The sequence below is a fragment of the Paraburkholderia sp. EG304 genome, assembly GCF_046543485.1.
Lineage (GTDB): Bacteria > Pseudomonadota > Gammaproteobacteria > Burkholderiales > Burkholderiaceae > Paraburkholderia > Paraburkholderia youngii.
The window spans coordinates 1-249 of record NZ_JBKGUA010000511.1 but is presented as its reverse complement, the minus strand read 5'-3'; the positions used below and the strand labels follow the sequence as shown (position 1 = coordinate 249).

General features: G+C 52.6%; 1 pseudogene. It reads right to left on the bottom strand.

Annotation, left to right across the window (positions count from 1 at the left end):
- Nucleotides 1-122 precede the first annotated feature (122 nt).
- A pseudogene (locus tag ACLFKU_RS44945) lies at nt 123-249 on the bottom strand (glycoside hydrolase family 5 protein); the annotation flags it as partial.

The window sequence follows — 249 nt, the reverse complement described above, 5'->3', positions numbered from 1 at the left end:
GAGCAGGTATGCGCGTTCCTTTCAATGAGTGAAACAACCATCACCCTTCGTTTCAAGCCCAGCGGCACCGATGACTAGCGAGTTACTCGATGGACAAGAGTAACGTGTTTTCACACAGCCTCGGTCGGCTGCAGCCGCTCCCAGAGAAAAGGCAGACGCACAATGTTCATACCTTTGTTCTTGTAGTAAGCCACACTGTCGGCAGTCGGATACCTATAGTCACTGCCATAGTTGCCCGGTAGGCTGCCA